The following is a 25,642-nucleotide window of genomic DNA, read 5'->3' as shown; positions in this document are numbered from 1 at the left end:
CTGCCGGAAAGGGTGGCATGGACGCAGCCAAAGAAGAAGCATCACCAGCGGTCCCGAGGAAATCGGGGGCGCCGCTGGCGGCTGTCCGCACCACCGGCCGCAGCCTGGCCAAGGCTTCCCGACGGGCTGCGATGCTCGATGCAGCCGCTGCCCTCTTCGCCGAGCGTGGCTACAACGGTGTCTCCATTGAAGAGCTGGGTGCGGCTGCCGGCGTCAGCGGCCCCGCCGTCTACCGGCATTTCAGCGGCAAGCCCGCGGTGCTGTCCGCCCTGCTGGTAGGGGTCAGCGAGGATCTGCTCGACGGCGGCAAAGCCGTGGTTGCCGAGTCCGCCACCGCGGAGACGGCCCTGCGCGGCCTCATTGAATTCCAGGTCGACTTTGCCTTGCGCCAGGCGGACGTGATCCGGGTTCAGGACCGGGATCTGAACAGCTTGCCCGAAACTGACGAACGGGCAGTGCGCTCGCTGCAGCGCCAATATGTGGAGGTCTGGGTCGATGCGCTGTCCGCGCTGCACCCCGGAACCGGGCTTCCCCTGCTCCGGCAGCGGGCACAGGCTGTTTTTGGCCTGATCAATTCCACCTCCCATACCCTGAACCGGAGAATGGGCCCCCGGGAGATGTCGCGCCTGAGGTCACTACTGGAAACAATGGCCTGGGCCGCCCTCAAGGCCTAGTAGGCTGAACTAAACCCCTCGAGCAGAAAGACCTGCTGTGATTGAGCTTCGTGCCGTAGTTCCCGCCGATTTGGATGAATTCTTTTCCCATCAGTTGGATCCAAGCGCCAACCAGATGGCCGCATTTGCTGCCAAGAACCCGTCAGACCGGGGTGTGTTTGACCACCACTGGCAGAACATCCTGAATGACCCCAACATCACCGTGCGCACGATCGTTGCCGATGGCGACGTCGTCGGCAGCATCCTTGCTTACCGCGAGTCCGGCGTTCCGGAAATCAGCTACTGGATCGATACCGCCCGCTGGGGCCAGGGCATCACCACGGCGGCCGTGGGCCAGTTCCTGCAGGAATTCGCCGAGCGCCCCATCCGCGCCCGGGCCGTGGCGGACAATGCCAGCTCCATCGCCATCCTGGAGAAGCACGGCTTCACCGTGATCGGGGAGGCGCAGGGCTTCGCCAACGCACGCGGCGCCGTCGTGCGCGAACTCGAGCTTGAGCTGAGCTAGCCGCACCTCGAAACTGCACACGGACCCGCCGCCGGACAATGTCCGACGGCGGGTCTTTGCCTTTCCCGGCGGGTTCCCCGCCCTGAACCGGGAACCGCCCCTACGCCAGGGCGAGCGCCATGGCCGGCTCGGAGAGGACCAGTCCCACATCGCTGAGGAACCGGGCGCCCTGCTCTCCGTCGACCAGCCGGTGATCGAAGGACAGGCTCAGGGTCATGACCTGGCGCAGGGCAAGCGCACCCTCGTGCGCCCATGGCTGCTCCCGGACCGCCCCCAGTGCCAGGATCCCGGCCTCACCCGGATTCAGGACGGGTGTCCCGGAATCGATGCCGAACACGCCCACGTTCGAGATGGAGAACGTCCCTCCCGCAAGGTCTGCCGGGGTGGTCTTTCCGGCCCGCGCGGTCTGCGCCAGCGATCCGAGGGCCGCTGCGAGGTCCCGGAGCCCCAGGGCCTGGGCGTCCTTGACGTTGGGAACCATCAGTCCGCGCGGAGTGGCCGCGGCAATGCCCAGGTTCACGTATCCGTAGTGGACGATCTCCCGGGCTGACTCGTCCCAGCGGGAATTCAGCGACGGATGCCGGGCGAGCGCCAGGCACACCGCCTTGGCCGCCAGGGTCAGCGGGGTCAGTTTCAATCCCTCGAAGGCCGGCTGGGTGCGCAGCCGCTTCAGCAGTTCCACCGAGGCGGTGACGTCCACGGTGAGGAAGACCGTTACATGCGGAGCCGTGAACGCGCTGGCCACCATGGCCGCTGCGGTGTGCTTGCGCATCCCGGCGATTGGAATCCGCGTCTCCCGGCTGCCAGCCCGGCTGGCATCAAGGGCGGGGCCGGCCTCCGCCGGTGCCACAGCCGGCGGCGGCGGCAGGTGCGCCGGGGATGACACGCCTTCTGCCGCGCGGGTTACGTCATGCCGGACGATCAGTCCGTCGGGTCCGGTTCCCTCCACCTGCTCCAGGTTTATGCCCAGGTCGCGGGCCAGCTTGCGGACCGGCGGGGTGGAGCGCGGACGCTCCTTCGAAGGCCGGGGCTCCTGCGGCGGAACCCCCTGCTGCCCAACCGGGTCCGGCACCGCGGGCGGGTGGTTCCCGGACGCCGGGCGACGGCGGGCCGGCCGTCCGGCCTTCTCGGGAACAGCCCCGTAGCCCACCAGATTGGGAGTGCGCTTCTGCGGCTCGTCCTCACCCAGGCTGTCGGGAGCGGCGCTCTCCGCAGAACTCCCGGCCGTTCCGGCCACATCGAACGACACGATCGGCGCGCCGACCGCCACCACCGAGCCGGCGGCCTCGTGAAGCTGCGAGACGATGCCTTCATAGGGCGAGGGAAGCTCCACGACCGCCTTGGCGGTTTCCACGTCGGCGATGACCTGGTTCAGCGTGACGGTGTCCCCCACGGCGATGTGCCAGTTCACGATCTCGGACTCGGTCAGGCCTTCGCCCAGGTCCGGCAGCCGGAATTCGCGGATCACAGGCCTGCTCCTTCCAGCGCAGGGCGGACCGTGCCGGATGGTGCGGGTGCGCTTAGCGAGTTGGGGCGCCGCAAGGCGCGGTCCACGCCGTCGAGGATCCGGTCCAGATCCGGCAGGTGATGGTGTTCGAGCTTTGATGGCGGGTACGGAACATCGAACCCGGTGACCCGGACCGGCGCATGCTCCAGATAATCAAAGCAGCGCTCCGTGATGCTGGCGGAAATCTCGGCCCCCACTCCCCCGGATTTTCCGGCCTCATGGGTGATCACCAGCCGCCCGGTCTTGCGCACCGATGCCTCCACCGTGGCGTAATCCACCGGCGCCAGCGAGCGCAGGTCAATGACCTCCACGGACACTCCCTCATCGGAGGCTGCAATGGCCGCATCGACGGCGGTCATCACCAGCGGACCGTAGGTCACCAGCGTGACGTCGGCGCCTTCGCTGACCACCCGGGCGCGGCCCAGCGGCAGTGCCCCGTCCAGCGTTTCGGCCACCTCACCCTTGACGTGGTAGCGGCGCTTGGGCTCGAAGTAGAGCACCGGGTCGTTGCTGGCGATGGCCTGCTGGATCATCGTGTAGGCGTCCTGCGGGTTGGACACGCTGACCACGCGCAGTCCCGAGGTGTGGGTGAAATAGGCTTCCGGTGACTCCGAGTGGTGTTCCGGCGAGCCGATGCCGCCCCCGAAGGGAACGCGGATGGTCAGCGGCATGTTGACCGTCCCCCGGGTGCGGTAGTGCATCTTCGCGACCTGGGAAACGATCTGGTCAAAGGCCGGATAGATGAACCCGTCGAACTGGATCTCCACCACCGGCCGGTAGCCGCGGAAGGCCAGCCCGACGGCGGTGCCCATGATCCCGGATTCGGCCAGCGGAGTGTCAATTACCCGGGAGGCGCCAAAATCCTTCTTCAGTCCGTCGGTAATGCGGAAGACCCCGCCGAGCGTACCGATGTCCTCACCCATCAGGACGACCTTGGGATCGGCCTCCATGGCAGCGCGCAGGCCGGCGTTGATGGCGCGGCCAAATGTCATGGTGCTCATGCCCGGCCACCCTTCTTCCCGGCACCGGCATGATCGGAGCCTGCCGGACCGCCGTCGTCGTCTGGACCATACGCCGAAAGGTAACGGGCATATTCTTCCTGCTGGGTATCCAGCCAGGAGTTGGGCTCGGCGTAGACATGGGCAAAAACGTCCATGGCTGCCGGCGCGGGCATGCCGATGCAGGCGGCCCGAAGCTCCGCGGCCACGGAGTCGACCCGGGCGGCGACGGAGGCGGCAAAGTCCTCGGTGAACAGGCCGCCGGCACGCAGCAGCGCTTCGATCCGGGTGATCGGATCCTTGGCCCGCCATTCCTCCAGCTCCGCTGCGTCGCGGTACCGGGTGGGGTCATCGGCGGTGGTGTGCGGGCCCATCCGGTAGGTGACCGCCTCGATGAAGCTTGGTCCTCCGCCGCTGCGCGCCCGTTCCAGGGCCTCGCGGGTCACGGCCATCACGGCCAGGACGTCGTTGCCGTCCACCCGGACGGAGGGGATCCCGAAACCGGGGGCACGGTTGGCGATGGGCACCTGGGCCTGCAGCCCGACAGGTTCCGAGATGGCCCAGTGGTTGTTGGAGCAGAAGAAGACGACTGGCGTGTGGAAGCTGGCAGCGAAGACCATCGCCTCATTGACGTCGCCCTGACTGGTGGCGCCGTCGCCGAAGTAGGTGATGACGGCGTCGTCGGTTCCGTCTGCAACCACGCCCATCCCGTAGCCAGCGGCGTGCAGCGCCTGCGCGCCGATGATCACCTGAGTGGGGGCCATATTGACGGTGAACGGATCCCAGCCGGCGGCGGCATTGCCCCGCCAGACCCGCATCAGGGATTCCGGGTCCACGCCCCGGCACCAGGCCACACCGTTCTCGCGGTAGCTGCCGAAGACAAAATCAGTGGGCCGCAGCGTTCGGGCGGAACCGATCTGGGCTGCTTCCTGGCCCAGCAGGGGCGGCCACAGGCCCAGTTCTCCCTGGCGCTGCAGGGCGGTGGCTTCGGTGTCGATCCGGCGGATCACCACCATGTCCTGGTAGAGACTGCGCAGCTGCGCGGCGTCTACGTCGTCGACCCAGTGCTCGTACGAGGACGGGACGCGCGAACCATCCGGACGGACCAGCTGGACGTAGGGGCCGGCAGCGGTGGCGCCGGCATCATGGGGCGTGCGGACAGGAGTATGCAGAGACACGTCGGTACGCATCCTTCCGTGTTGGGCCCCAGGGGTGGCGGGACCGAACCGATGCCCGGGCGCCATTGCCCGGATACCTGTGACCCTACTCACACTCATCAGGTGGCACAACCATGGGCTCATTCATTGAGCATTGTGCCCCGTTCACCGCCCAATGCCCGTGCTAACGTTTCGCACTATGCCCCTCTTGGACGGTACCGACACCCGCCTGCTGCTTGCCCTGGCGAAGGATCCGCGGCGCACCGTCGTGGCCCTGGCCGCCATCCTGGGCATCTCGCGCAACACCATTCAGGCCAGGCTGGCCCAGCTGGAGAAGAAGGCGGTGTTCCTGCCCTTCGAGCGCAGGATCAGCACCACCGCCCTCGGCTACCCGTTGATGGCGTTTGTCCATGTCCATGTCCGGCAGCGGCAATTGGCCGCGATCACCGAACAGCTCGCACTGGTCCCCGAAGTGGTGGAGGCCCACGGACTCACCGGCGATGCCGACATCCTGCTGCGGGTGGTCGCCGCCGACGCCGAGGATCTGTTCCGGGTCACCAAGGCCATCCTGGAGATTCCCGGCGTCGAACGGTGCGACACCAATCTGGCCATGGGCGAACTCATCCCGTTCCGGGTCACCCCGCTGCTCGAGCGGGCCGGCGCCAACGGCTGACCTGCCCGGACGCAGGTGCCGCCGGAACACACAAGGGGCCCCGCACAAAAAGTGCGGGACCCCTTGTTTCCGGCCTGGAATCAGCGCCGGACGGTGTAGCCCTTAGTGGTCAACGGCCTTCTCGGCACCGACGCCGGTGAGCGAACGGACTTCCATCTCCGCCTGCTTCTGCGGCGATTCGTTGTCCTTGCCCACCACGGTTCCGAGCCAGCCCAGGAAGAAGGCCAGCGGAATGGAGACCAGGCCCGGGTTGCTCAGCGGGAAGATCGAGATGTCGATGCCCGAAACCATCGACGTCTCGGACCCGGAGAAGACCGGCGAGAGGAGGATCAGCAGGATGGCTGAGCCGAGGCCGCCGTACATGCTCCAGATGGCGCCCTGGGTGTTGAAGCGGCGCCAGTACAGCGAGTACAGGATGGTCGGCAGGTTGGCACTGGCCGCCACGGCGAAGGCCAGAGCCACCAGGAAGGCAACGTTCTGCCCCTGCGCTCCGATACCGCCGAGGATGGAGACCACGCCGATCACGATCACCGTGCGGCGGGCCACCTTGACCTCGCCGTCGGCGTCGACCTTGCCCTTGCGGATGACATTGGCGTAAATATCGTGCGCAAAGGAGGCTGCAGCGGTGATGGTCAGGCCGGCGACAACCGCCAGGATGGTCGCAAACGCCACCGCGGAGATCAGCCCCAGCAGGACCGGGCCGCCCAGGGCGAAGGCCAGCAGCGGAGCCGCCGAGTTCACGCCGCCCGGAGCCGAAGTAATCGTCTCCTGGGGGATCAGCGCAGCAGCGCCGTAGCCCAGGACCAGGGTGAACAGGTAGAACAGGCCGATCAGCCAGATGGCCCAGACCACCGAGCGGCGGGCTTCCTTGGCGGTCGGCACGGTGTAGAAGCGCATCAGCACGTGCGGCAGGGCCGCGGTACCGAGCACCAGTGCCATGCCCAGGGACACGAAGTCCAGGCGGGACGTTTCGGTCTTGCCGTACTGCAGTCCCGGGTTCAGCAGTTCCGGGTTGCCCGACATTTCGACGGCGCTGCCCAGAAGTTCGGAAAGGTTGAAGCCGTGCAGGGCCAGGACCCAGATCGTCATGATGGCTGCGCCGGCGATGAGCAGGCAGGCCTTGATGATCTGCACCCAGGTGGTGCCCTTCATGCCGCCGATCAGTACATAGATGATCATGAGGGCGCCGACGACGGTGATGACCAGGGACTGGCCGATCTTGCCGTCGATACCCATCAGCAGGGAGACCAGTCCGCCGGCGCCGGCCATCTGGGCCAGCAGGTAGAAGAAGCAGACAGCAAGGGTGGTGATTGCCGCGGCAATGCGGACCGGGCGCTGCTTCAGCCGGAAGGAGAGCACATCGGCCATGGTGAACTTGCCGGTGTTGCGCAGCATTTCCGCCACGAGCAGCAGGGCCACCAGCCAGGCGACCAGGAAGCCGATGGAGTAGAGGAAGCCGTCGTAGCCGTTGATGGCGATGGCTCCGACGATGCCCAGGAAGGACGCCGCCGAGAGGTAGTCACCGGCAATGGCAGTGCCGTTCTGCGGCCCGGTGAAGGACCGGCCGGCGGCATAGTAGTCGGCAGCGGTCTTGTTGTTGCGGCTGGCCCGCAGCACCACCACCAGGGTGACCGCCACGAAGAGCCCGAAGATGAGCATGTTCAGCCATCCGGTTTCCTTGACGAGTTCAGCGGTCACCTCCTCCGCGGCGACAATGTTCATCGTGCTCATTTGCTCTCCTCCGGACGCCGGACGCCCTTGGCCTCAAGTTTCTCGCGCAGGCCCGCAGCGATGGGATCCATTCGACGGTTGGCGTAGCTGACGTACCACATGGTGATTCCGAAGGTGCTGACGAACTGCAGCAGTCCCAGGATCAGCCCGATGTTGATGTTGCCCCAGACCTGGGTGGACATGAAGTCGTGGGCGTAGTCGGCCAGGAGAACATAGGCGAAGTACCACAGCAGGAACACCACGGCCATCGGGAAAATGAAGCTGCGCTGCCGCTTGCGCAGCTCCTGCAGCTCGGGTGATTTTTGGACTTCGGTGAAGTCGACCGGCGGCGCAGCATGCGCACCGGTTCCTTGCGGCTCTTGTGTTGCCATCGCTCCTCCTTGAGTTGGGGCTCGTCCGCACGGGCGCGCTCCCACCGGCCACGCCGGTCCCCGGGCACTGCGCACGCACAAACTGTGATCCCCATCACTGTCCTATGCCCTGTCGTGATGCACCAAGTTTCACCGTCCATGCCTCGCCAAGCGGTCATTCCCCTGCGGTGAACGGTCTGCGGACACCTGCCCCTGCACCCGGCGAAGGTTCGCGTTCGGCTGCGGCTAGGGTGGGGACATGCTCAGCCCCGCCGTCGACATCGCCCTGGTCTGCGCCGTCGCCGTGCTCACCGTGGTGGCGGTGGCGGCCCTGGGCCACAGGCTGATCCGGTCCCAGGGGGACCTGGGCTCGGATACCGAACGGGCGGTCTATTCAACCCTCCACACGGCAACCCTGGCCTCGCAGCATCTGCGAGCCGGGCTCACCCCCGGCGGTGCGTCCAAGGCCGGACGGCACCTGCGCGCCCTGCTGGGCTGCGACACGCTGGTCATCACCGATGCCGCCGCCGTCCTGGCCTGGGAAGGGTCACTGCCGGACACCCCCCGGTCCCGGGTCCGGCTGCTGGAAGCCTCCCGCACGGTGCTGGAGAGCGGCCGGACCAAGGTTTTCCGCGGCGCGGGGCTGCGGTCCCTGGGGCTGGACCTCAGCCCGGGCCGGGACAGCAGCGCCGGGCAGGACGGTGGCGCCCGGCAGCTGCTGATCTGTCCGTTGCAGGTCAACCGGCAGACGGTGGGCACGCTCGCGGTGTTTGCCCCGACGGTGAGCGCCGGACTGGTCCGCGCTGCGAACGACGTCGCCGGTTGGGTGGCCGCGCAGGTGGAGCTGGCCGAACTGGACACCTCGCGCACCCTGCTGATGGAGGCCGAGGTGCGGGCCCTGCGGGCGCAGATCAGCCCGCACTTCATCTACAACTCCCTCAACGCCATCGCTTCGTACATCACCACCGATCCGGCGCGGGCCCGGGAACTTGTCGTCGAATTTGCCGACTTCACCCGCTACACCTTCCGGCGCAGCGGCAACTTCACCACCGTGGCCGAGGAGCTGCAGGCGATCGACCGGTACCTTCTGCTCGAACGCGCCCGCTTTGGTGACCGCCTGAAAATCAGCCTGCAGATCGGCCCCGAGGTCCTGGGCACAGCCATCCCGTTCCTGTCGCTCCAGCCGCTGGTCGAGAACTCCGTACGCCACGGATTGGAGGCCAGCGACGGCAACGGGCACATCACCATCACCGCGTCCGACGCCGGGTCCCTGGCCGTGATCACCGTCGAAGACAACGGGGTGGGCATGGACCCGGAGTACCTGCGCTCCATCCTCGCCGGCCATGCCGACGGCGACCACGTGGGCCTGCGGAATGTGGACGTGCGGCTGCGCCAGGTGTACGGCGAGGACCACGGCTTGGTCATCGATACCGCTCCCGGCGCCGGAACCCTGATAACCATGCGTATCCCCAAGTCGCAACCCGGCCACCGCACCTGAGTCTTGTAGCCTGTTCCACATGCCCGCACCCGGAAAGACCGCCGCCCGGCCTATCACTGTGGTTGTCGCCGATGATGAGCTGCCCGCCGTGAATGAGCTGGCCTTCCTGCTGGGCCGGGATTCCCGGGTCGGCGAGATCCATCGCGCCTCCAGCGGCGCCCAAGCGCTGCGGGCCATTGAAGCCCATGCGGTGGATGCCGTCTTCCTGGATATCCACATGCCTGCCCTCTCCGGCCTCGACATTGCCCGGGTGCTGGCAGCGCAGGAGCGCCCACCCGCCATCGTGTTCGTCACCGCTGACGAGGAGCAGGCCCTCACGGCCTTTGACCTGGCCGCCGTCGACTACCTGCTCAAGCCGGTGCGGCCCGAACGGCTGGCGGAATCCGTCCGGCGGATCTGCGAGTCGGGCACGGAACCGGCAGTGACGGATACCGACGTCGTCACCGTGGTGCAGGGCGGCACCACCCGGGTGATCCGCCGTGAGGACATCCGGTATGTCCAGGCGCAGGGTGACTACGCCCGGCTCCACACCGACGGCGCCTCCTACCTGATCCGGGTGCCGCTGGCGGATCTCGAGGAGCAATGGGCCGGCAGCTTCGTGCGGACGCACCGCTCGTATCTGGTGGCCCGCTCCTTTATCCGTGCGGTGCGGGTGGCCGGCGGCCGGGCGAGCATCACTGTGGGATCCACGGAACTGCCAGTCAGCCGGCGCCATTTGCCCGGTGTCCGCACCACGCTTGCCGCCGGCCGGATCCGGCCGAGTTCGTGAGCCGGGAGCCGGCAGCATCGCCGCCGCCGACGCCGTCGGCCGCTGCGAAGGCAGCCTCGGATCCCGGGCAGCTGGCCGGCCAGGCGCCAGCCACGACGCGCGGCCCGGCAGGCCGTCCGCAGCGCATCCGGGTCACGGCGCCGCGCAGCGCACCGGCTGCGGCGGTCCCGTACACCGTGTCGCGCGAACTGGATGAGCAGACTGAGGTGGGCGAGCTGTTCATTGGATCGCTCATCCGGTCCCAGCTGCGGCTTGCCCTGGTGGTGGCGGCGGGCTTCCTGCTGATCCTCTTGGGCGTGCCGGTGCTGCTGGCCTTCCTGCCGGTGATCGCCGACCTGACCCTGTTCACCGTGCCGGCTCCCTGGATCCTGCTGGGGGCCGGGGTGTATCCGCTCGTCATTGTCTGCGGCGCGCTGTACGTCCGCAGCGCCACCCGCAATGAACGCCGCTTCCTGGACCTGGTCGATGATGCCTAGGCCCGCCGGAGGCCCGGCGTGAACCCCGCGACAGGCTACGCCGCGCTGGCAGCGGTCACCGCCGTCACGTTGCTGATCGGGGTGTACGGGCTGCGGATTTCCCGCACCACCGGCGACTTTTACGTTGCCTCCCGGACGGTGCGGCCGTGGTGGAATGCCTCGGCCATCGGTGGGGAGTATCTGTCTGCAGCCAGCTTCCTTGGCGTGGCCGGGCTGATCCTGGTGTCCGGGGTCGATGCCCTGTGGTTCCCGATCGGCTACACCGCCGGCTACCTGATGCTGCTGCTGTTCGTGGCTGCCCCGCTGCGCCGCTCCGGCGCCTATACCGTTCCCGATTTTGCCCAGGCCAGGCTGGAATCGATAGCGGTCCGCCGGATCACGAGCCTGCTGGTAATCGCCGTCGGCTGGCTGTACATCGTCCCGCAACTGCACGGTGCGGCGCTGACTATCCGCATCACCACAGGGCTGCCGGGATGGGTGGGCTCCGTGGCAGTCGCCGTCATTGTCTGCCTGAGCGTGGTCACCGGCGGCATGCGCTCCATTACCTTCGTGCAGGCGTTCCAGTACTGGCTCAAGCTTGCCGCCATTGCCGTGCCGGTCCTGTTTGTGCTGTTCCGGCTCTCCAGCGAAGGCCTCCCCTGGACCAACGGCGGCGCTGCCTTCGAAGCCGCGCTGAACCCGGAAACCCATGCTTCGCTGTACCGGAACATTTCACTGAGCATCGCCCTGCTCTGCGGCACGCTCGGCCTGCCACACGTGTTGGTGCGTTTTTACACCAACCCTGACGGGGTCTCGGCGCGACGGACCACACTGATTGTGCTCGGGCTGCTGTCCCTGTTTTATGTTTTCCCGATCATCTACGGGGTGCTGGGCCGCATCTACACCCCGGAGCTGGCGGCAGGCGGCGCCGATTCGACCGTTCTGCTGCTGCCGGGCCGGGTGTTCGACGGCGCCCTGGGAGACCTGCTCTCCGCACTGGTGACAGCCGGGGCCTTTGCGGCGTTCCTCTCCACCACCAGCGGACTGGTGGTGTCCTTGGCAGGGGTGGTGAGCCAGGAGTTCTTCCGCGGCAGTGTCAGCGGATTCCGGCTCTCTGCCGTGTTGGCCGCGGCTGTGCCGCTGGGCCTGGCCGCCCTGACCAGCTCGCAGGCGCTGGCCGGCAGCGTGGGCATGGTCTTTGCCTTCACGGCCTCGACGCTGTGCCCGCTCCTGGTGCTGGGCATCTGGTGGCGTGGGCTCACGGCCCCCGGCGCGGTGGCCGGGATGGTGACCGGGGCTGCACTGTGCGGGGGCGCCATGGTGTCCGGCGGCCTGCTCTCCACCATGGACAGGGTCTCCCCCGTATGGCTGGAACAGCCGGCCGCGTGGACCGTGCCGGCGGCGTTTGCCGTGACCGTGGCGGTGTCCCGGCTGCGCCCGGATCTGGCACCGTCGGGCGCCGCCAAGATTCTGGCCCGCCTGCATACGCCGGAGCCGCGGCGCTAGCCGGGGCTGTTAATCGATCGAAGCCATCAGCTCAACGACGCGGTCCAGGAAGGCATCCACTTGGGTCTCTTCATAGCCCTCGGCGCCCTTGGCCTCGCGGAAAACCGCCCGCCGGACGACGTCGACGCTGAGCGGCTTATCGTTTTCGAAGTAGCCGAGGAGCTCGTTGCAGAGGGCGTCGACGTCCTTGATGTTGTAACTGGGCACCTTGCGCTTGCTGGGGCGGCGGAACCGCTCCCCGGGCTTGCGGTGCAGGCGCGCGCGCAGGACGGCCGACGTGCGGCCGATCTGCAGCAGCCAGGCTTCCTCGCCCTTGTCCTGAATCAACTGATCTCTTTCACGCTGTGCAAATACGTCTTCCAGGCGGTCCAGCGCCGCGTCAACGGCCTGCGGCTCGTAGCCTGCCTTGGCGGGGTCAAAGGCCATCGACCGGACGCTGGCGCTGGTAATGGGTTTCGCCCCAGGGGTTTCGGAGGTGTAGTAGCTCCGGGCCTTGAGCAGGAATTCATCGACTTGGCGCGTGTTGTACCCGTATTCCCGACGCCCCACACGCTCAAAAGGGGCGCTGTTCTGCCGCGCTTCGTCCATATCTAAACTGTTCCTCTGTGGTCGTGCCGCTTGTACCGAGACTGTTGGTTAACCTCTGAATATCTTACGTTGCGCCCAGTCAGCTCCGGGTCAGGAGCTAACTGGGCCCTGAAACCGTGTCAGGCGCCGGGAATCAGCAGAGCTGAGATCAGGAAAACCACCGGCGAGGCGAAGACAATCGAATCAAGCCGGTCCATGATCCCGCCGTGTCCGGGCAGCAGGTTGGACATGTCCTTCACACCGAGCTCGCGCTTGATCATGGACTCCGAGAAGTCTCCGGCAGTTGCCGCGGCAACCGTGGCCACAGCAAGGACCAGGCCAAACCACCAGGGCTGATCAAGGAAGAACAGGGCCGCCACGATGCCGACGACGGTGGCGCCGGCAGCTGATCCGGCGAAACCTTCCCAGGATTTCTTGGGACTGATTTTCGGTGCCATGGGGTGCTTTCCAAAGAGCGCACCGACGAGGTAGCCGAACGTGTCATTGGAGACCACCAGCAGCAGCAGGATCGCCACCCTGACCTGGCCGCCGGGTTCACCCAGCAGGAGCATGGCGAAACTGAGCAGGAACGGCACCCACAGCACCACGAAGATGCCGGCCAAGACACTGCGGACGGCGTCTTCGGCGGTGTCGATGGTCCGCCAGAGCAGGATCGCCACCACAGTGGCCACCAGTGCAAAGGCCAACGATTCGCTGCCGCCGAAGTAGGCGGCAAAGGGCAGGGCGACGGTACCGACAAGTACCGGCACCATGGGCACCTTGATGCCGCGGACCTCTAGGGCGCGGCTGACTTCCCAGACCCCGACGGCGGCGAAGACCGTGGCGATGGCAACGATTCCGAAGGGGAAGAACAACAGGGCAGCAAGAAGCGCGGCCACGAGGATGACACCCACGACGATGGCGGCCGGGAGGTTCCGGCCAGCCTTGGAGACTTTGGCGGGTGCCTTCGGCGCCTTGAGGGGTTTCGGCGTCCTGAGGGGTTTCGGCGTCTTTCTTGCCCGCCGGGCACCGTCCGTCCCGGAAACTCCGGCTCCGTCAGTAGCACTCATATCCGTGGCCTTTGCTGCCGGGTCAGTCTCAAGGGACGCACCGCCAGCCTTGCTGGGAGGCTGGTCGTTCGTCATCAGACCTCGAGGAGCTCGGCTTCCTTGCGCTTGAGCAGATCGTCAATGGCGTCCGTGTGCGCCTTGGTCAGCGCGTCAAGGTCCTTTTCGGCACGGGCGCCGTCGTCCTCGCCGACCTCGCCGTCCTTGACCAGGCGGTCCAGGGCATCCTTCGCCTTGCGGCGGATGTTGCGGACCGAGACCTTGGCGTCCTCACCCTTGGTCTTGACAATCTTGACGTATTCCTTGCGGCGGTCCTGCGTCAGCTCAGGCATGACAACCCGGATGACCTTGCCGTCGTTGGACGGGTTGGCGCCCACCTCGGAGTCGCTCAGCGCGCGCTCAATGGCGCGAAGGGCCGAAACATCGTAGGGCGTGATCAGCAGGGTGCGTGCATCCGGCGTGCCGAAGGAAGCCAGCTGCTGGAGCTGCGTGGGTGAACCGTAGTAGTCCACCAGAACCTTGGAGAACAGGGCGGGCGTGGCGCGGCCGGTGCGGATGGTCGAGAAGTCTTCCTTGGCTACCTCCACCGCCTTGTTCATTTTGTCGGTGGCCTCGGCCAGGGTTTCGTCGATCATGGTGTCTCCTAACGTGCAAAAAACGTCCACGCGGTGGTGGTTGGACTCTCTTATTCATCCTAAGCCAAAAGGGTCAGGGTTCCCTGCACCGAGCTTGCGAGGTGGAGGGGAAACCCTCTTGGCGCAAAAGGGTCGCCGGTTCCCTGCACCGAGCTTGCGAGGTGCAGGGGTCTTCGGGACCTGGATCAGCGGCAACGATATTCCCTCGGCCGCGGACGGCCTCCCGAATAATAAAGCCGCCTTCCTCAGGACTGCCGCAGTCGGAGGAGTGCACAGGCAGCGGTGAAAAATACGGAAGCTGAAGCCAGCAGCACGAGCAACGTCGTCGTCCAGGCAGCCTGGTGAAGGTTGCCTGAGGCGGATGCAGACCCGACGACGACGCCGGCACCGCACCAGGCGATCACATGGATACCGAGCCCCATGGCCGCCCAGTAGCCGGCCAGACCGCGCGTCGCTGCCCAGCGCTGCCCGATCCGGTGGCTGAGAACCAGCAGGCAGGCCCCGAAGCCCGCGAGGACCGCCGAATACAGAAGTGCGACGGCTATATCCGCACCCGGACCGGGGAAGACCTTTTCGGGTGTGAACACTCCGCTGGCCCGAAGGATGACAAAGAGCGCGGCGAATCCCGCTGCTCCCAACCATGCCTGCACCCGGTCTGAACCTAAAGTAATCGCCATGGAAACTGCACCTTCCACCGTGGGACGCATCAGTGCCCATAGTGGCACAGGGTTGCCGGAGTTCCAGGTCCCGCAGGCACCAGACCCCAGCGCACCTACCTCAGGACCGTGCAGCATGCACTAGTTCGAGACGATGGTGCCGATCTTCTCGCCGCGGATGGCGCGGGTGACGTTGCCTTCGCCTTCCATGCCGAAGACCACCATGTTCAGGTCATTGTCCTTGCACATGGTCATGGCCGTCTGGTCCATCACGCGGATGTCCTGGCGCAGGGCGTCGTCGTACGTCAGCGTCTCGAGACGCTTGGCGGTCGGGTCCTTATGCGGATCCGCGGTGTAAACGCCGTCCACGCCGCTCTTGGCCATCAGCACCTCGTCGGCGTGCACCTCCAGGGCCCGCTGGGCTGCAACCGTGTCGGTGGAGAAGTAGGGCAGTCCGGCACCGGCACCGAAAATGACGACGCGTCCCTTTTCAAGGTGGCGGATCGCGCGCCGCGGAATATAGGCCTCAGCGACCTGTCCCATGGTGATGGCGCTCTGGACGCGGGTTTCCACGCCCGCCTGCTCCAGGAAGTCCTGCAGCGCCAGGCAGTTCATAACGGTGCCAAGCATGCCCATGTAATCCGCCCGGGACCGGTCCATGCCGCTCTGGGAGAGCTCGGCGCCGCGGAAGAAGTTACCGCCGCCGACGACGATGGCCACTTCCACTTCACCGACGGTGGCAGCAATCTGCTTGGCCACGGCACGCACAGTATCGGGGTCAACGCCGAGCTTTCCGCCGCCGAATACCTCGCCGGATAGCTTCAGCAGGACGCGGCGTCGCGTATGTTCGGTTTCATTCAGGACGTGGGCCATGGTGCCTCCCGGGGCATAGGGTGCTTGCTTTATAGACTAGTGAGCTGTTTTGGGCAGACAAAAGGGGTGGCCACCTCGGTGACCACCCCCTCTGTTCATGATGACGTGTCCGTCAGGTCCAGTGCCTTAAGGGCTAGGCGCCTACGCGGAAACGGGCGAAGCCGGAGGGCGTTGTGCCGGCTTCTTCGAGTACCTTCGCAACAGTCTTCTTGGCGTCCTTCGCGAACGGCTGGTCCACCAGAACGATTTCCTTGTAGAAACCGGTCATGCGGCCTTCGACGATCTTGGTCAGCGCGGCTTCGGGCTTGCCCTCGGCGCGTGCCGTCTCGTCAGCGATGCGGCGTTCGTTCTCCACGGTCTCGGCGGGAACTTCTTCGCGCGTCAGGTAGGTAGGAGCGTAGGCAGCGGTGTGCACGGCGATGTCGTGCGCAGCGGTCTTTGCCTCGTCGCTGTCACCATCCACAGCGAACAGCACGCCGACCTGGGCCGGAAGGTCCTTGGAGGTCTTGTGCAGGTACGCGTCGACGGTCTTGCCTTCGAGGCGTGCAACCCGGCGGACAACAATCTTCTCGCCCAGGATGGCGCCTTCTTCGACGATGACCTCGGAGAGCGGCTTGCCGTCTACGTTGTAGGCCAGGAGCGTCTCGGCGTCAGCAGCAGCGGACTCCACAGCAGCATCCAGAACCTTGGCGGCCAGTTCAATGAACTTGGGCGACTTGGCAACGAAGTCGGTTTCGCAGTTGAGCTCGATCATGACGCCGGCAGTGCCGTCGATGACCTTGGCAGCAACCAGGCCCTCGGCGGTGGAACGGCCTTCGCGCTTGGTGGCGCCCTTCAGGCCCTTGATGCGAATAAGCTCCATGGCCTTGTCGGCGTCGCCGTTGGCCTCGTCGAGAGCCTTCTTCACATCCATCATGCCGGCGCCGGTGCGCTCGCGCAGAGCCTTGATATCAGCAGCGGTGTAGTTCGCCATTTGGACTCCAGTCCTCCCGTTGTAAGTTTTGGTGAGCTTCCGCCAGTGCGGCTGGCCGGAAAATTCCGGCCAGCCGCACTGGCAGTTACCCCGAAATCACCGCAGCCTCAGGCCGCGGTGATTCGGGAACTTCTATTTACTTCTCTGTTGCGTCCGCGGCGGGTGCCTCGGCAGCGGCTTCGGCCGGAGCCTCGGCAGCCGGAGCAGCTTCAGCGGCCGGAGCCTCTTCAGCGGCGGGGGCAGCTGCGCCTTCGAGGAGTTCGCGCTCCCACTCAGCAAGCGGCTCGGCCGGTGCTTCCGTGTTGCCGGACTTGTTGTGGCGGACGATCAGGCCCTCAGCAACGGCGTCGGCGATAACGCGGGTCAGCAGGTTGACGGAGCGGATGGCGTCGTCGTTGCCCGGGATCGGGAAGTCGACGTCATCGGGATCGCAGTTGCTGTCCAGGATGGCCACAACGGGGATGTTCAGCTTCTTGGCCTCGTCAATGGCGAGGTGTTCCTTCTGGGTATCAACGATCCAGACCACGGACGGAGCCTTGGTCAGGTTGCGGATGCCGCCGAGGTTGGTCTGCAGCTTGGTGAGCTCGCGCTTCAGCAGCAGCAGTTCCTTCTTGGTGTGGCCGGAACCGGCAACATCGTCGAAGTCGATCTCTTCGAGTTCCTTCAGACGCTGGATGCGCTTGGCAACGGTCTGGAAGTTGGTGAGCATACCGCCGAGCCAACGCTGGTTCACGTACGGCTGGCCAACACGGGTGGCCTGCTCGGCGATGGCTTCCTGAGCCTGCTTCTTGGTACCGACGAACAGTACGGTTCCGCCGTGGGCAACGGTGGCCTTGACGAACTCGTATGCACGGTCGATGTAGGACAGCGACTGCTGCAGGTCGATGATGTAGATGCCGTTGCGCTCGGTGAAGATGAAACGCTTCATCTTCGGGTTCCAGCGACGGGTCTGGTGTCCAAAGTGGACGCCGCTGTCGAGCAGCTGGCGCATTGTAACGACGGGCATGTCGTCACTCCTTCCGGCAGCAGTGGGCGCACCTAAGCGCGGTCGACCTGCTGCCAATTGACGGTTATAGCTGTACGCCCGGGCGGGCGAAGCTCCTGGTGCCCATCAGCTGAAACCAGCATGTCTCCCCTGCCGGCTTACCGGACCGATGGAGAGGCACCCGCTGCTCCCCCGAAGGAGGGCCGCGGATAATTGGGGCACGCGTAGTCAGGATTCCGTGCCGGAAGCCGCTCGTTTTTCGGTGAAACCATGGGCGGCATCCTCCCTGCGGGCAGGGAACATGGCACAGCAAACTGCTTCGTCAACTATACACCAGCACAGTGGGGCTTTTGTCCTCCCCGGCCGGGCTTCGGCCCGCCAGGCCCCGAGGTTTCCCCCAGCTCCGCCGCAACCGCATCTGCCGGCCTGCGGAAGCAGGATGCTGGGGCGATGAACAGGATACGACGACGGCGGCTGGCGGGGTTCGGGGCGGCTCTGCGGCTTCCGGTCAGGGTGGGTTACCGGACCGGGCGATGGGCTGCGGTTGCGCTGCTCGCGGCCGTGGCAGTGTCACCCTCGCTCGCAGGGCCGGGACCGGAGGCAAAAGCGGCTTCGGGGCCGGGCAGCAGCCGGTTCGAGCCTGAGTGGAGCTGGCCCCTCTCCCCCGCACCGACCGTACAGCGGTTCTTCCAGCCGCCCGCGCAACGCTGGCTGCCGGGGCACCGGGGCGTGGATCTGCCGGCAGAGCCGGGCACCGCCGTGCTCAGCCCGGAGGCCGGAACCGTGGTGTTTGCGGGCTGGGTGGTGAACCGGCCGGTACTGACGGTGGATCTGGGCTCGGGTGTGCTGGCGAGCTTCGAACCGGTGCAGGCAGTGAAAGCGGACGGGACGAAGGTGTCAGAAGGTGAGGTGATTGGCCATGTCGGCGCCCCCGCGGAACCCGGGCATTGCCCGGCGTCGTGCCTTCATTGGGGAGTCAGGGTCCACGGCAACTACGTCAACCCGCTCAACTACGTCACCGACCGGCGTCCGTCCATTCTGCTGCCGCTCGAATAGCCCTGCGGCTGCAGCAGGAGGCCGGCCGTAGGGACAACGATGAAACAGGCGGCGGAAACACGTTTGGCCGGCCCGGCAGATGCCGGGGCCGGCCAAACAGTTACACAAGCGGGCTTCACCCGCAACAACGTCCTAGACGAACGCGGCAACGCCGGTGATGGCGCGGCCCGTGACCAGGGTGTTGATTTCGTAGGTTCCCTCGTAGGAGTAAATCGCCTCGGCGTCGGAGAAGATCTTGGCCATCCCGTAGTCGGTAACGATGCCGTTGCCGCCGAGGATGCTGCGGCCCAGAGCCACGGATTCGCGCATGCGGGCCGTAGTGAAGGCCTTGGCCAGTGCGGACTGCTCATCCTTGGCCTGGCCGAGGTCTTCGAGCTGCGCCAGGCGCACCATCATGCCCATGGAGGCAACGGTATTGCCCAGGATCTGGACGAGCTGATCCTGCACCAGCTGGAAGGAGGCCAGCGGCTTGCCGAACTGATGGCGCTCCACCGCGTATTTCCGGGCCACGTCGAAGGCCGCCATCTGCTGGCCGACTGCCTGCCACGCCACAGACAGGCGGGTGACCTTCAGGACCTTATTGGTGTCCTTGAAGCTGTTGGCGCCCTTGAGGTGGAAGTCATCGCTGACCACCACGTTGTCCAGGACGATGTCCGCATTCTGAACGGTGCGCAGGGCGATCTTGTTTTCGATCTTGGTGGCGCTGTATCCCTTGGTCTTGGTGTCGACCATGAAGCCCTTGACCTGGTTGTCGGCCACGTCGCGGGCGTAAATGACCACCCAGTCGGAGAAGGTGGCGTTGCCGATCCAGCGCTTTTCGCCATTGAGGATCCAGTTGTCACCCTCGCGGCGGGCAGTGGTGCGGGTGCCGCCGGCCACATCGGAGCCGCCGAGCGGTTCGGTCAGGCCGAAGGCGCCGATCTTCTTCATCGAGTAGATGTCCGGCAGCCAGGCTGCCTTCTGCTCCTCGGAGGCCAAGGCTTCGATAGAGCCGGTGAACAGGCCGTCATGCACGCCCAGGAAGGTGGCAAACGAGGTGTCGGCGCGGGTGAACTCGGCGTGGCACAGCCCTGCGAAGAGGTTCGAGTGGCCCTGGCGGTAGACCGGGCTCATGGCGTCCAGTTCGGCGATCTTGGGGATCATGTGGTGCGGGAATTCCCCGGCGTTCCACCAACCGGTCGCGTGCGGCGTCACCTCCGCCTTCAACCAGGCACGGACTTCGTGGAGGCGGTCCCGCTCCTTGTCGGAGAGCAGATCCTCGAATGCGTAGAAGTCGCCGTCCGCGTACGGGAGATTGTCGACGTCGATAGTTGCCATGGAAAATGTCCTTCGCTGCTGATCATCGGTGATCCGGGGCTGTGAAGCCGGTCTCACCTATGTTACCCACGAGTAACATCATGCACAACACCAGCTGGAAGGCCGCCACAACAAGAAAACACCCCGGTCCGAAGACCGGGGTGTTACCTATGTCGCGACTCATCCGTGAACGATGTCTCGACTCATCACACAAGGTAGGGCTGGTGGGGCTTGAACCCACGACCCACGGATTATGAGTCCGCTGCTCTGACCAGCTGAGCTACAGCCCCCGGAGCGCCAGTGAAGGACGCTGCTGCCGATGAGGGCATTATGGACATCCTAGTGGCTGCCTGACCCGTCCCACCAATTCCGCACGGCAACCTTGGCGGCCAGGCCGGGTCTGGCTAGAACGCCTGCTGCTGGACGGGCCGCCCGTAGTAGAGGTCCTCGAACGTTGACAGGGTGGCTTCCAGGCTGTGGCGGTCCACCAAGGCCCGGCTCTCTGCACCCATCTTGGCCCGTTCCTCGGAAGTGAGTTCCAGGATGGAAGTGAGCTGCTCGCTGAGCTGGTCGCTGTTGCCGGGCGTAAACAGATAGCCGTTGCGGCCCGGTTCAACCAGGTGCGGCAAGGCCATCGCATCTGCCAGCACCACCGGGGTGGAGGCGGACATGGCCTCGAGGGTCACCAGTGACTGCAGTTCGGCGGTTCCTGGCATCACAAACACGTCGGCGCGCAGGTAGGCCAGCCGCAGCTCGTCGTCGGACACCAGGCCGCGGAAGACCACCCGGTCCTGCAGGCCAAGCCGCTTGACCTGTTCCTGCAGGCCGGCTTTGACCTCGCCGCCGCCGATGATCTCGGCATGGACCCTCAGGTGCTCCGGTGTCTTGGCCAGTGCATCAATCAACACATCCACATGCTTTTCCTCGGCAAGGCGACCGACAAAAAGGACCGTGGGATGCTCGTGCGGCGTAACCTGCTCACCCGGCTGGAGCTCGTATACCGAGGCGTCAATGCCGTTGGAGAGGGGCAGCACATCGGGCAGGAAGGCATGCTCGTGCATCGCCTTGGCAGCCAGCGGGGTGGGCGTGGTGACCATCGCCGCGCGGCCCATGACCTTGCCCATGTCCTTCCACGAATTCCTGGCCACGATGTTCTTGAACCAGCGCGGGAACGGAAGGAAGGGATCCAGGTTCGCCGGCATGAAGTGGTTGGTGGCAATCACGCGGATCCCGCGCTTCTCCGCCTCGTAGAGGGTGTACTCCCCCACCATGTAGTGGCACTGAATGTGCACGACGTCGGGCTGCACCCGGTCAAAAAGCAGGCTGATTTCCTTCTTGATCTCCCAGGGCAGGCAGATCCGCCAGTAGTCGTGGGTGGGAACGCCATGCGAACGGAGGCGGTGGACCGGCCACTCCCCGTCCAGGTCGGAGCGGCTGCCGCCGTCAACATCGTTGGGTGCCAGCACATGCACATCGTGCCCTTTGCCGTGCAGCCCGCGGGCCAGCCGGTAACCGAACTGGGCGGCGCCGTTCAGGTGCGGCGGATAGGTATCGCAGGCAATCAGGATTGTCAGCGGCTCGTCGGCCGGGGCGTGCGTCACAGAGAGTTCCTCTTCTGGTCTTTCGGAGATTTGGTGGCGGCCTGCTTTTGCCGGCGCCGTTCCTCGGCCCTCCGCTGGATCACATCCGGATGGTAGCGGGAGAGCGCAACGACCCCCACGATAGCAATCAAAGCAGCCACTCCCATGGCAACGAGCGTCACGGCGGGCACGTCGGGGCGGAGTTCGTGGAGCACGCCGATCCCGATCGCGATGCCGACCATCGGGTCGATCACGGTCAGCCCGGCGATCACCAGGTCCGGCGGGCCGCTGGAGTAGGCGCTTTGGACAAACCAGGCTCCCAGCCCGGCCGCCACAATAATGCCGATGAGTGTGTACCAGGGGACATTGAGCAGGAACCGGCCGTTGGGATTGAACAGGTCAGCGGTGATGACCTTGGTCAGCACGGCCACGAAACCGTAGAGCACCCCGGCCCCGATAATGAAGCCAATGGCCCCGATCCTGCGGCCGAAAAGGGTGTTCAATGTGCCGAATACCACCACGACCACCGCGAGGATGAGGACAATGGCCACCTCCTGGGCGGGGAGTATTTCCTGCTCGGCGCGGGTCGCACCAATGGCCAGCGACACGAAAAGAACGCTGCCCAGCACGCATGCCACGATCGAGACCACGGTGATGCGGTTCATCCGCAGCCCCTGCTCGCGGGAGTTCACCACAGTGGTGATCACCAAGGCGATGGAGCCGATTGGCTGGACCACGGTCAGCGGAGCCAGCGAGAGGGCGGTGACGTTCAGCGCCATGCCGATCCCGAGCAGGCACAGCCCCAGCAGCCAGCGCGGGTTGCGCAGCAGCCGCACCAGCTGCGAGGAGTTCAGTTCCAGTCCGCCGGTGTCGGCACTGACGGCGCTGCCCTGCCGCTGGGCGCCGAAGGCCAGGAAAACCGCACTGGCCAGCGCGCAGATAATGGCTATGGCGATCATTAGCTGGTCCCGGCCGCACTGCGTTCCCGTGCATGCTTGCGCCAGGAAGCGCGCAGGTACCCGAGCGCGGCAACAACGTGGCCTATGCATCCCAGCAGGAGCAGGATGTACCCGGTGTTGTACAGCCAGTCGTAGTCAAAGCCCGGGACCCGGTGCAGTAGCAGCACGGGGGCGCCGAGCAGGAGAAGCGCCATGCGGATCTTGCCGAGGTTGCTCACCGGCAGGTTTGGACTTCCGCGGAACAGGACCAGGGCATTGAGGATCTGGATGGCGTCGGGAATGACGATGGCCAGGACCAGCCATGACGGGGCGATGCCCTGCACCACGAACGTCACGGCGACGACGATCAGGGCCAGCCGGTCCGCCACTGGATCCAGCCACTGGCCTACTCGGGAGACCTGGTCCAGGCGGCGGGCCAGGTAGCCGTCCACCCAGTCGGTGGACCCCACGGCCACGAGGGTAATAAAAGCCGGTCCGTACTCTTCGCGGACGATGAAGAGGACAAAGAGCGGAACGCCCAGGAAACGGAGAACCGTGACCAGGTTGGGAATGGTCCAGAAAGTCTCCCGTACCGTTTCGCCGCGGCCCGGGCGAGATCCTGCACCGATCAACCTGATCACGGTCCGGTCCCCTTGTCGCTGATGGTCGGAGCCTACTTGCGCGTAAGCCTGCGCACCATGATGGCCATGGCCAGCAGCGATGCCGCCAGGACGGACAGCGGCTGCCAGCGTTCCCGGACAAGGGCCATGATGTCATCAGAGGTGGAGGGGCCGGTGCCCGGGGAATCCGCGGCTGCTGACCCTCCGGCGGAGCGCCGCGACTTCAGCTCGCGGATCTGGGCCTTGACGTCAACCTTCTCGCCAAGCCCGTCGCGGACAGCGGCCATGTGCTCGCGGCGCTGACGGGTCCGCGTACGCAGCTCTTCGGGAGTGGCCTGCTGGGGGGCTTCCTCCTGCTGGGCCTTCTTCTGCTCTTTTTCCTTGGCCTTGTCCTTGGGTTCCTTCGGCTTCTTTTCCAGGCTGGCCGGATCGAAGCTGCGGCCTTCCTTGAGGACGCCGAGGTCGTAGCGCAGCCCGTAAAGGGCCTCCTCGGGCAGCAGCGGGAGGGTCTTCTTGAACCGGTTGTAGCCAATCAGTCCGCCCACGGCGGCGATGACCAGGAAGAGCAGGGCAACCAGCAGGGCGGCGAGCCAGCCGGGCATGATGGTGGCCAGGCCCAGGATCGCGGCAACAATCAGCGCGATGGCCAGGCCGGCGATGAAGAGCAGTGCCACAACCATGAATGCGGCTGCGACACCGGCCTTGATGCCCTTCTGCTTCATTTCGGCTGTTGCCAGACCGAATTCGTCATTGAGCTGGCGGGGGGTCAGCCGGGCCATCACCTTCGCCAGGCCGACCAATGAGGAATTCCCTGCGGTCCTGCGTGTGCTAGCGGAGCGATTCATGCGCCCTGCCTCCGTCCCCTGATTAATCTTCGCCGTTGCCATTACCCAAAATTACCATTCTCCTCAGGTTTCACATCGTGAACAGGTATACCTGCCCTCTAGGAGGCTTCCAGCCCCTCGCGGTCCTCAAGCTCCCGGCCGGAGAATTCGGGCAGCTTCGTTTTGACGAACCAGAAGGACAGGACGGAGAAGATCGTGAACAGGGCGTACATGATCCAGACCCCGAAGTTGTCGCTCACCCACGGGAACGCGAGGGTGACGATGAAGTTGAAGATCCAGTTGACCATCGCGCCCAGGCCCAGTGCGAGGGAGCGGATGTTGTTCGGGAAGACCTCGCCGAGGGTGACCCACATGACCGGACCCCAGGTCGCGGCGAAGAAGATGACGAACAGGTTGGCGCCCACCAGGGCAACGGGCCCCCAGATGCCGGGAAGCGACACATCGTCGCCCATGCCCTCGGCCTGGGAGAAGGAAAGGGTGGCCATCAGCAGGCCCACGAACATGCCCGCTGAGCCGATCATCAGCAGCAGCCGCCGGCCGATCCTGTCGACAAACGCAATTGCCACGATGGTCATCAGCACGTTGATGACCGAGGTGATGACCGACGTCGTAAAGGAATCGCTTTCACTGAAGCCCACAGACTGCCACAGCGTGGTGGAGTAGTAGAAAATGGCGTTGATACCGACCAGCTGCTGGAACGCGGCGATCGCCATGCCCACCCACAGGATGGGCTGCAGGCCGAACTTCGGACCGCGGAGGTCCCTGAAGGTGGGCTTTTTGCTCTTGAAGCTGTCCCTGATCTGGCTGATCTTCAGGTCGGTATCCACTACGCCCGAGACGTCGCGGAGCACCTTGGCTGCGTCTTTGTCGCGGTTCTGCCGGACCAGGTACTGCGGGGATTCGGGAATGGTGAGCGCCAGGGCGCCGTACACGATCGCCGGAATCACGCCCACCAGCAGCATCCAGCGCCAGGCGGGCAGGCCCCACCACAGCTCTCCCAGGGCGCTGCCGGCGGAATTCGCCAGGAAGGCGTCGGAGAGCAGCGCGGCGAAAATACCCAGCGTAATGGCCAGCTGCTGGACGGATCCCAGCGCGCCGCGCCACTTGCTTGGTGCAACTTCGGCGATGTAGCCCGGTGCGATCACGGAAGCGGTGCCGATGGCGAGGCCGCCGATCAGGCGCCACCACATCAGGTCCCATTCGCTGAACGCGTAGGCGGAACCGACCGAGTTGAGCGCAAACAGGATGGCCGCAGCCACCATGACTTTCTTGCGGCCCAGGCGGTCGGCGAGCTGCCCGGCAAACCAGGCGCCGACGGCGCAGCCCAGGAGCGTAATGGCAACGGTGAAGCCCAGCACGCCGGGACTGAGCGTGAATTCCTCGCCAATGGCGTCGACCGCACCGTTGATGACCGCAGTATCGAAGCCGAACAACAGGCCGCCCACGGCCGCCGCAACAGTGACGGCAATCACCTTGAACGGATGGGCCACCTTCTCTGATTCGCCCGGATTAGGCCTTGGCTGGCTCGCGCCCATGGAAGGTCCCTCTGTCTCTCGTCGTCGTAATCGAAATATTCCACCCAAACCCACTAATCCTACGCATAACCCTAGGCACGGCGGGCGGCAGTGGGAACCCGTAGGGCGGCATTCCGCCACGTCAGTAGGGCGACAGCCCGGACTCCCCCGCCCGCACAAGAACCGGCAGGCCCGCTTTTGAACTGCGGGGCCT

Annotated in this window: 26 protein-coding genes and 1 tRNA gene; 8 read left to right on the top strand and 19 right to left on the bottom strand. The window is 65.6% G+C overall.

Annotation, left to right across the window (positions count from 1 at the left end):
• Positions 1-17: 17 nt before the first annotated feature.
• The gene (locus tag KKR91_RS05575; protein WP_210230530.1) at positions 18-674 is read left to right on the top strand and encodes a TetR/AcrR family transcriptional regulator; all 657 of its coding nucleotides are present in this window, start codon (positions 18-20) and stop codon (positions 672-674) included.
• Between the two features lie 37 nt (positions 675-711).
• A complete protein-coding gene (locus KKR91_RS05570; RefSeq protein ID WP_210230527.1) occupies positions 712-1,179 on the top strand; it encodes a GNAT family N-acetyltransferase in 468 nt (155 codons plus the stop codon).
• 100 nt (positions 1,180-1,279) lie between these two features.
• Here KKR91_RS05570 and KKR91_RS05565 read toward each other — a convergent pair whose 3' ends face one another.
• The 3 genes from KKR91_RS05565 to pdhA are packed head-to-tail and all read right to left on the bottom strand — an operon-like array spanning position 1,280 to position 4,874.
• A complete protein-coding gene (locus KKR91_RS05565; RefSeq protein WP_210230526.1) occupies positions 1,280-2,647 on the bottom strand; it encodes a dihydrolipoamide acetyltransferase family protein in 1,368 nt (455 codons plus the stop codon).
• The gene (locus KKR91_RS05560) at positions 2,644-3,687 is read right to left on the bottom strand and encodes an alpha-ketoacid dehydrogenase subunit beta (RefSeq protein WP_210230524.1); all 1,044 of its coding nucleotides are present in this window, start codon (positions 3,685-3,687) and stop codon (positions 2,644-2,646) included. The genes KKR91_RS05565 and KKR91_RS05560 overlap by 4 nt, the downstream gene beginning before the upstream one ends.
• Positions 3,684-4,874: a pyruvate dehydrogenase (acetyl-transferring) E1 component subunit alpha gene (pdhA, locus tag KKR91_RS05555; RefSeq protein ID WP_210230522.1), complete on the bottom strand. Its 1,191-nt coding sequence runs from the start codon at positions 4,872-4,874 to the stop codon at positions 3,684-3,686. Before pdhA ends, KKR91_RS05560 begins: the two co-directional genes overlap by 4 nt.
• Before the next feature lie 166 nt (positions 4,875-5,040).
• Here pdhA and KKR91_RS05550 point away from each other — a divergent pair, with 166 nt between their 5' ends.
• Positions 5,041-5,514, top strand: coding sequence for an Lrp/AsnC family transcriptional regulator (locus KKR91_RS05550; RefSeq protein WP_210230520.1), 474 nt, complete (start codon positions 5,041-5,043; stop codon positions 5,512-5,514).
• 102 nt (positions 5,515-5,616) lie between these two features.
• On the opposite strand, the gene KKR91_RS05545 is transcribed toward KKR91_RS05550, so the two are convergent.
• Both KKR91_RS05545 and KKR91_RS05540 read right to left on the bottom strand, forming a co-directional pair.
• Positions 5,617-7,236 carry a solute symporter family protein gene (locus KKR91_RS05545; RefSeq protein WP_210230798.1) on the bottom strand — a complete coding sequence of 540 codons (1,620 nt, stop codon included), beginning with the start codon at positions 7,234-7,236 and terminating at the stop codon, positions 5,617-5,619.
• Positions 7,237-7,241: 5 nt separating this feature from the next.
• A complete protein-coding gene (locus KKR91_RS05540; RefSeq protein WP_210230519.1) occupies positions 7,242-7,616 on the bottom strand; it encodes a DUF485 domain-containing protein in 375 nt (124 codons plus the stop codon).
• A gap of 238 nt (positions 7,617-7,854) precedes the next feature.
• On the opposite strand from KKR91_RS05540, the gene KKR91_RS05535 reads away from it, so the two are divergent.
• Genes KKR91_RS05535 through KKR91_RS05520 form a run of 4 tightly spaced genes read left to right on the top strand, consistent with a single transcriptional unit; the run spans position 7,855 to position 11,823 of the window.
• Positions 7,855-9,093 carry a sensor histidine kinase gene (locus KKR91_RS05535; protein WP_210230517.1) on the top strand — a complete coding sequence of 413 codons (1,239 nt, stop codon included), beginning with the start codon at positions 7,855-7,857 and terminating at the stop codon, positions 9,091-9,093.
• Between the two features lie 19 nt (positions 9,094-9,112).
• Positions 9,113-9,862 carry a LytR/AlgR family response regulator transcription factor gene (locus KKR91_RS05530; RefSeq protein WP_210230516.1) on the top strand — a complete coding sequence of 250 codons (750 nt, stop codon included), beginning with the start codon at positions 9,113-9,115 and terminating at the stop codon, positions 9,860-9,862.
• Positions 9,859-10,338: a DUF485 domain-containing protein gene (locus KKR91_RS17155; protein ID WP_337925352.1), complete on the top strand. Its 480-nt coding sequence runs from the start codon at positions 9,859-9,861 to the stop codon at positions 10,336-10,338. Before KKR91_RS05530 ends, KKR91_RS17155 begins: the two co-directional genes overlap by 4 nt.
• Before the next feature lie 18 nt (positions 10,339-10,356).
• Complete coding sequence (locus tag KKR91_RS05520; protein ID WP_210230514.1) at positions 10,357-11,823, top strand: sodium/solute symporter; 1,467 nt, start codon at positions 10,357-10,359, stop codon at positions 11,821-11,823.
• Between the two features lie 9 nt (positions 11,824-11,832).
• Here KKR91_RS05520 and KKR91_RS05515 read toward each other — a convergent pair whose 3' ends face one another.
• The 7 genes from KKR91_RS05515 to rpsB form a co-directional block, all read right to left on the bottom strand.
• Positions 11,833-12,411 (bottom strand): DivIVA domain-containing protein, encoded by a 579-nt coding sequence (locus KKR91_RS05515; protein WP_210230513.1) that lies wholly within the window; start codon positions 12,409-12,411, stop codon positions 11,833-11,835.
• Between the two features lie 119 nt (positions 12,412-12,530).
• Positions 12,531-13,460, bottom strand: coding sequence for a phosphatidate cytidylyltransferase (locus KKR91_RS05510; protein WP_210230511.1), 930 nt, complete (start codon positions 13,458-13,460; stop codon positions 12,531-12,533).
• Positions 13,461-13,534: 74 nt separating this feature from the next.
• Positions 13,535-14,092 carry a ribosome recycling factor gene (gene frr, locus KKR91_RS05505; protein ID WP_210230509.1) on the bottom strand — a complete coding sequence of 186 codons (558 nt, stop codon included), beginning with the start codon at positions 14,090-14,092 and terminating at the stop codon, positions 13,535-13,537.
• Positions 14,093-14,337: 245 nt separating this feature from the next.
• Entirely contained in the window at positions 14,338-14,769 is a 432-nt protein-coding gene (locus KKR91_RS05500) for a hypothetical protein (RefSeq protein WP_210230507.1), read from the bottom strand.
• Positions 14,770-14,889: 120 nt separating this feature from the next.
• Positions 14,890-15,621 (bottom strand): UMP kinase, encoded by a 732-nt coding sequence (gene pyrH, locus KKR91_RS05495; RefSeq protein WP_210230506.1) that lies wholly within the window; start codon positions 15,619-15,621, stop codon positions 14,890-14,892.
• A gap of 133 nt (positions 15,622-15,754) precedes the next feature.
• Positions 15,755-16,594, bottom strand: a complete 840-nt coding sequence (tsf, locus tag KKR91_RS05490; RefSeq protein ID WP_210230505.1) for a translation elongation factor Ts — start codon at positions 16,592-16,594, stop codon at positions 15,755-15,757.
• Positions 16,595-16,730: 136 nt separating this feature from the next.
• The gene (gene rpsB, locus KKR91_RS05485; protein WP_210230504.1) at positions 16,731-17,600 is read right to left on the bottom strand and encodes a 30S ribosomal protein S2; all 870 of its coding nucleotides are present in this window, start codon (positions 17,598-17,600) and stop codon (positions 16,731-16,733) included.
• 429 nt (positions 17,601-18,029) lie between these two features.
• On the opposite strand from rpsB, the gene KKR91_RS05480 reads away from it, so the two are divergent.
• Positions 18,030-18,635 carry a murein hydrolase activator EnvC family protein gene (locus tag KKR91_RS05480; protein ID WP_210230503.1) on the top strand — a complete coding sequence of 202 codons (606 nt, stop codon included), beginning with the start codon at positions 18,030-18,032 and terminating at the stop codon, positions 18,633-18,635.
• 132 nt (positions 18,636-18,767) lie between these two features.
• On the opposite strand, the gene KKR91_RS05475 is transcribed toward KKR91_RS05480, so the two are convergent.
• The 7 genes from KKR91_RS05475 to KKR91_RS05445 all read right to left on the bottom strand — a co-directional run bounded on the left by KKR91_RS05475 (position 18,768) and on the right by KKR91_RS05445 (position 25,449).
• Positions 18,768-19,952: an acyl-CoA dehydrogenase family protein gene (locus KKR91_RS05475; protein WP_210230502.1), complete on the bottom strand. Its 1,185-nt coding sequence runs from the start codon at positions 19,950-19,952 to the stop codon at positions 18,768-18,770.
• Between the two features lie 195 nt (positions 19,953-20,147).
• Positions 20,148-20,221, bottom strand: a tRNA-Ile gene (locus tag KKR91_RS05470).
• 114 nt (positions 20,222-20,335) lie between these two features.
• On the bottom strand, positions 20,336-21,532 hold the full coding sequence (locus KKR91_RS05465) for a glycosyltransferase (protein ID WP_210230500.1): 1,197 nt from the start codon (positions 21,530-21,532) through the stop codon (positions 20,336-20,338).
• On the bottom strand, positions 21,529-22,470 hold the full coding sequence (locus KKR91_RS05460; RefSeq protein WP_210230498.1) for a DMT family transporter: 942 nt from the start codon (positions 22,468-22,470) through the stop codon (positions 21,529-21,531). Before KKR91_RS05460 ends, KKR91_RS05465 begins: the two co-directional genes overlap by 4 nt.
• Positions 22,470-23,090 carry a CDP-alcohol phosphatidyltransferase family protein gene (locus KKR91_RS05455; RefSeq protein ID WP_237687499.1) on the bottom strand — a complete coding sequence of 207 codons (621 nt, stop codon included), beginning with the start codon at positions 23,088-23,090 and terminating at the stop codon, positions 22,470-22,472. Before KKR91_RS05455 ends, KKR91_RS05460 begins: the two co-directional genes overlap by 1 nt.
• A gap of 32 nt (positions 23,091-23,122) precedes the next feature.
• Complete coding sequence (locus KKR91_RS05450; RefSeq protein WP_210230497.1) at positions 23,123-23,914, bottom strand: phage holin family protein; 792 nt, start codon at positions 23,912-23,914, stop codon at positions 23,123-23,125.
• 98 nt (positions 23,915-24,012) lie between these two features.
• A complete protein-coding gene (locus KKR91_RS05445; protein ID WP_210230495.1) occupies positions 24,013-25,449 on the bottom strand; it encodes a sugar porter family MFS transporter in 1,437 nt (478 codons plus the stop codon).
• Positions 25,450-25,642: the final 193 nt, after the last annotated feature.

Origin of the sequence: Arthrobacter jiangjiafuii, assembly GCF_018622995.1 — a bacterium.
Classification (GTDB): domain Bacteria; phylum Actinomycetota; class Actinomycetes; order Actinomycetales; family Micrococcaceae; genus Arthrobacter_B; species Arthrobacter_B jiangjiafuii.
Note: the sequence above shows the minus strand (reverse complement) of the source record. Positions and strands in the feature narration are given on the sequence as shown.

Bases quoted from the DNA above. Each gene is read 5' to 3' on its own strand.
- KKR91_RS05475 (WP_210230502.1), bottom strand. From the start codon at position 19,952: ATGGCAACTATCGACGTCGACAATCTCCCGTACGCGGACGGCGACTTC.
- KKR91_RS05560 (WP_210230524.1), bottom strand. From the start codon at position 3,687: ATGAGCACCATGACATTTGGCCGCGCCATCAACGCCGGCCTGCGCGCT.
- KKR91_RS05530 (WP_210230516.1), top strand. From the start codon at position 9,113: ATGCCCGCACCCGGAAAGACCGCCGCCCGGCCTATCACTGTGGTTGTC.
- KKR91_RS05510 (WP_210230511.1), bottom strand. From the start codon at position 13,460: ATGAGTGCTACTGACGGAGCCGGAGTTTCCGGGACGGACGGTGCCCGG.
- KKR91_RS05515 (WP_210230513.1), bottom strand. From the start codon at position 12,411: ATGGACGAAGCGCGGCAGAACAGCGCCCCTTTTGAGCGTGTGGGGCGT.
- tsf (WP_210230505.1), bottom strand. From the start codon at position 16,594: ATGGCGAACTACACCGCTGCTGATATCAAGGCTCTGCGCGAGCGCACC.
- KKR91_RS05575 (WP_210230530.1), top strand. From the start codon at position 18: ATGGACGCAGCCAAAGAAGAAGCATCACCAGCGGTCCCGAGGAAATCG.
- KKR91_RS05550 (WP_210230520.1), top strand. From the start codon at position 5,041: ATGCCCCTCTTGGACGGTACCGACACCCGCCTGCTGCTTGCCCTGGCG.
- KKR91_RS05480 (WP_210230503.1), top strand. From the start codon at position 18,030: ATGAACAGGATACGACGACGGCGGCTGGCGGGGTTCGGGGCGGCTCTG.
- KKR91_RS05460 (WP_210230498.1), bottom strand. From the start codon at position 22,470: ATGATCGCCATAGCCATTATCTGCGCGCTGGCCAGTGCGGTTTTCCTG.
- KKR91_RS05545 (WP_210230798.1), bottom strand. From the start codon at position 7,236: ATGAACATTGTCGCCGCGGAGGAGGTGACCGCTGAACTCGTCAAGGAA.
- KKR91_RS05445 (WP_210230495.1), bottom strand. From the start codon at position 25,449: ATGGGCGCGAGCCAGCCAAGGCCTAATCCGGGCGAATCAGAGAAGGTG.
- KKR91_RS05535 (WP_210230517.1), top strand. From the start codon at position 7,855: ATGCTCAGCCCCGCCGTCGACATCGCCCTGGTCTGCGCCGTCGCCGTG.
- frr (WP_210230509.1), bottom strand. From the start codon at position 14,092: ATGATCGACGAAACCCTGGCCGAGGCCACCGACAAAATGAACAAGGCG.
- KKR91_RS05540 (WP_210230519.1), bottom strand. From the start codon at position 7,616: ATGGCAACACAAGAGCCGCAAGGAACCGGTGCGCATGCTGCGCCGCCG.
- pyrH (WP_210230506.1), bottom strand. From the start codon at position 15,621: ATGGCCCACGTCCTGAATGAAACCGAACATACGCGACGCCGCGTCCTG.
- rpsB (WP_210230504.1), bottom strand. From the start codon at position 17,600: ATGCCCGTCGTTACAATGCGCCAGCTGCTCGACAGCGGCGTCCACTTT.
- pdhA (WP_210230522.1), bottom strand. From the start codon at position 4,874: ATGCGTACCGACGTGTCTCTGCATACTCCTGTCCGCACGCCCCATGAT.
- KKR91_RS05500 (WP_210230507.1), bottom strand. From the start codon at position 14,769: ATGGCGATTACTTTAGGTTCAGACCGGGTGCAGGCATGGTTGGGAGCA.
- KKR91_RS05450 (WP_210230497.1), bottom strand. From the start codon at position 23,914: ATGAATCGCTCCGCTAGCACACGCAGGACCGCAGGGAATTCCTCATTG.